The organism is Photorhabdus sp. CRCIA-P01, assembly GCF_003545805.1.
Taxonomy (GTDB): Bacteria; Pseudomonadota; Gammaproteobacteria; order Enterobacterales; family Enterobacteriaceae; genus Photorhabdus; species Photorhabdus antumapuensis.
Genome location: NZ_NMQR01000111.1, coordinates 1 through 4021, shown reverse-complemented (window position 1 = coordinate 4021; position 4021 = coordinate 1). Strand labels below are relative to the sequence as shown.

The window sequence follows — 4021 nt, the reverse complement described above, 5'->3', positions numbered from 1 at the left end:
CCAAATTCCTGGATTGATTTCCAGCCAGAAGCCCCACATAACACAGCAGAAAAAGCTAAAAAAATCACATCCATTAATTCATGTTTTTTATTGATGTCAGAACGTGGGTCATCTATCTTGCTGATAAAGTTGAAAATACTCATTATTAAGATCACGCTTTTATAGAATAGAGAGATCTTAACGTTTTAATGAGAGAAGTGGCTATAAAAAGTTATATTTTGGTCTTTATTTAACCCAAATAACCTTGTTAAAATTGTGAGATCTTGCCCTGGGATTCACATTGTGTTGCCAAAGCCCACAAATACAATCTCCCTAGTTGGATAGGACATTTACCAATTTATCTATTTGTTGGCAGCTCAGTTATTGCATTACTGCTTGGGTCATTGGCTATAGCTATAATGGTTATACTGGCCTTTGTATTATTACTAGGAATTTCTCAAAACATGTGGAATAAAAAAAATTCAAATATAAGTGAGCAAAAAACTGCTTATGAACGTTTTTCGTGGGAACAAGATTGGGATAAAGACACCTATAAAAGACATTCATGGGAATCAGATGACTGTTGAGATCAAGAGTAACCCTATCCAGTCATCTATATCAGGCTATACTAAGTAACAATTAAAGCTTTCCAGATATCTTAGAACCTAATTGACTGCCAGCCGCCTTGCTATCCTTAGTTGCTGTGCTGCCTGCATTTTCTATTACTCCACCAACTTTAACTCCAGCCCACGACAACGCACTTATCCACAATGCCGGCAACACAATAAACATCGCTCCCATCACAAAACTCATAATGATATCGTCTGTGCTATTCTGAAAACCGGCCATATTCCATCGGCTGTGCGTATCCGAACCGTACAATGCCTCCAATAACCAGCTGTCCAACCAGCGTGCCAATTCCCACCAAAATGTCAAAAAGTTCAACGCAAACACGACAAAGGTCAGCGTAATGACCGTCTTATATTCGTAGACAGCAAATACTATAATCAGCGGTAATATGATAGTCACTGCCATCAGTATAACAGCCTGCACCATTGGTAATGCCTGGCGCATTGCATCAAATGCCGGAAATGCCGCCAGACTGCCCAACGACATCCCACCTAATGAAGCCAGACGGCCCACTGAATTCATCAGGGTAAAATCCGCGTTCCCCCCGTAACCTGCATAGACATGTCCCCCCTGAGATGTTGTCAGGCTTTCCGGACTCACCAAACGCCGTATCACTGCCTCCTTATACTCTGATGTCTCCTTACCCATCAATTTCAATGCCGCCGATAACCGAAACCACATGCCTGGCTCAGCCTGCGCCATGATCCGTTTTTCCAATCCTACTTGACTGTCTGACCACCATTCCTTACAGGTCGGATAGCCGCCTTGTCCCGTATTAGCAAAACCATCATCACGGCGCGGTTTCCAGGGAAAATCCGGCCGGGGCGTTTTTGACTGAAGCGCATCATAATAACCCGCCCCATTCAGAAACGTTTTTGACCCCAACCATTCAATATCCCGTAATACCGCTTCATCCAGGGTTTTTCCCTCGTCCCGGCGTTTCCACTGATACAATGCCAGCGCATAACAGTCATGGGTAAAATCCTGTAATATCTGAGCCAATGCCGGATTATTAATCTGCGTATGCTGGACCTCAAAACGCAGTTGCCTCAGGTCGGGGCGGCAGGGAAGAGAAGCTATTGCGGCCTGAGTGACCCCTTTGGAAATTTGATGAACCAGTATCCACCAAACTGGAGCGACTGCTGTTTTACCCTCAAGCGACGATATCACTGACGCATAACCCGTTTCAGCCGGTTTCGGTGTCCAAGTACCACAACTTTTTGCCCGCGAGTCATCATACGTAATGGTACTCAGACTCACATTGACCAACGGCACACAGCAAGCAATCATCACCAGAAAAGCACCATACAAGGTGTTTTCAATCCGGGTCACTGAGAGCATGCCCTTATTCCCTTCATCCTCCCCTTCTTCCCGGACTTTCAGCCAGATACCTATAATTTTAAATGTCAGCGGCAGCACAAATAACCCAGTGGCCAACAGCACATTCCACAAGCCATTATTCACCATCCAACCCAGCAGGGTCAGAAAATATTCCAAATAGCTGTAAGTTGTCATGACTGCTCTCCGGAGACGAAGAACATGGCATACTCACAAAAGCCCACAAATCCCAGCGAAATTAGCGCAATCCGTTTCAAAGCAGCTTTCTGTGTTAACGGCAATGGGAATCGCCAAAGCTGCCACATGAAACAAGCAATAACACTGTACATGACCAATCGCCAAACCAGCCAACCGTAACGGGTCGTGTACATCCAATGTTGTAAGGCATTGATCTGAGACGGATACGCCAAGCCAACTACGGCAACAAGTAACATGCACCCCATCATCAGCATGACGATTAACCCTCGTCTGAGATTCCGTTTCAGTCCCACTATCAACCTTTGTTTAGTGCCAGTAGGTACCCGGATTTCACTTTGCTCAGACATCATTATTGTCCTTCACGCCCTTTTGGCGGCACAGACAAAGTGTTAATACGACTGTCGGTATTATCGGTGGACTGCCGTTGCAAATTCATTTCTACCCGATTTTGTTCACGCTCAAGCGCGGTCAGGGCGGTATTTTGTGCAATCGCCCGGCGCAGCTCCATCTCATTCTTCATAGCGACAATTTCTCTGTCCAATATCGTAATGCGACGATCACTCTCTTCCATAGCTTGCGTCTGAGCAGCCGCATTCGGCTCTGCCTGTCCGGTTATCAACATTCGCCGCATAGTGAGCGCGGTCTCAATGGTGTCTGCCATCGCTAACTCACTGGCCAACCGACTCACCAGCGCACCACTGTCCGGATCACGTTTCAGTGCCTGGATAACCCCGCGAGTCACCGCCAGGCTACCCGTTTTGAGTTTTGCCAGATTGACTACGGTGGGAGCATTTTCCCCGCTGACCAGTTTCATCAATTGCTCAATGTTGGTTTTGGTAGCCTCTTCCAGCATCGGCGCAAACCCCGTCCCAGCGACACTCGCACCTGGCTGATCTTCGGTACCACCACTGGTACACTGACGACTGTCAATACAGGTTCTAACCGAACGATCACCTAACACCCTGACTACTGCGGCGGCGGCTTCTTCACTGTTCTTGAATTTCTGGCACGCAGCACCATTACATTGACCACGGCTGACATTGGCATGGCTATTCGCCGGCAGGTTGTTCATCATATTGAAGCCGGCTTTTGCCAGATCCCGGATAGGCTGAATGGCTTTCTGCCCTTTTCCTCCCCGTTTTTCACCCCCTATCCAGTTTGAACCTTGTGTACCGTCTGCAACCTCCATTTTTTGTGTCGTGCCAACCGCATCACCGTTGCCGGTATTCACCAACGTTTTGTATTCCTCCATCAACGCCGCTTTAGTCCATTTACTGCTATCGGAAAAATCCATCATACGCTGTGACATGTTCTGGCAACTCAGTTGTGATTTGTCGAATGCAATGCCTGCCTGTAATACACCGTTGGTCAGCATTTCATATAATCCCGGATAGCACGCTGGATAACCATTGCCGGCAAACTGGCTACGGCCCCAGTAGCTCCCTGTATCACTTCGCCCATCAGGTTTTTAAAACCCGAAGTCAGGCCATTAAGCTGATTCCCTACCGTCGTTTTTAAATCAAAGTTACCGCACATCAGGTCACTGCTCCAACCGAGGTTTAATCCGCCCAAATGTTGCAGATTGCTGCGGGTCGCCGGCTGTGATATCACTGATCCGCCACCAATGTTGTAAAACAGTTTGTCCGATACAGCGCCATTCATGCTTTTCCCGTAACCTATCGGGCTGTCCGCAATGGCAAAACTACCGCCTGAACAACAGGAACACTCATAAACGCCAGTGCTACCAATACCGGCAAAAATAATCGTTGTCTCATCCCATGATCCCAGTATCAAAAATCTGTACTGTAGAGAAAAGTCTGTCCACGCCGCTGACAACAACTATATGGTTGCCACAATGCAAAGACATAATTCCCGT

Annotated in this window: 4 protein-coding genes and 1 pseudogene; 1 reads left to right on the top strand and 4 read right to left on the bottom strand. The window is 47.0% G+C overall.

Features of this window, described 5'->3' with window-relative positions:
- Positions 1-143 (bottom strand): transposase family protein (locus D3222_RS23775; RefSeq protein WP_198672911.1); only part of this gene is annotated, 143 nt, incomplete at its 3' end.
- A gap of 120 nt (positions 144-263) precedes the next feature.
- Here D3222_RS23775 and D3222_RS25305 point away from each other — a divergent pair.
- On the top strand, positions 264-566 hold the full coding sequence (locus tag D3222_RS25305; protein ID WP_157975431.1) for a hypothetical protein: 303 nt from the start codon (positions 264-266) through the stop codon (positions 564-566).
- Positions 567-618: 52 nt separating this feature from the next.
- Here D3222_RS25305 and D3222_RS23770 read toward each other — a convergent pair whose 3' ends face one another.
- The 3 genes and pseudogenes from D3222_RS23770 to D3222_RS23760 all read right to left on the bottom strand — a co-directional run bounded on the left by D3222_RS23770 (position 619) and on the right by D3222_RS23760 (position 3807).
- Positions 619-2124 (bottom strand): conjugal transfer protein TraG N-terminal domain-containing protein, encoded by a 1506-nt coding sequence (locus tag D3222_RS23770; protein ID WP_118988269.1) that lies wholly within the window; start codon positions 2122-2124, stop codon positions 619-621.
- Positions 2121-2492 carry a hypothetical protein gene (locus D3222_RS23765; RefSeq protein WP_118988268.1) on the bottom strand — a complete coding sequence of 124 codons (372 nt, stop codon included), beginning with the start codon at positions 2490-2492 and terminating at the stop codon, positions 2121-2123. The genes D3222_RS23770 and D3222_RS23765 overlap by 4 nt, the downstream gene beginning before the upstream one ends.
- A 2-nt stretch (positions 2493-2494) precedes the next feature.
- Positions 2495-3807, bottom strand: a pseudogene (locus D3222_RS23760) (integrating conjugative element protein).
- Positions 3808-4021: the final 214 nt, after the last annotated feature.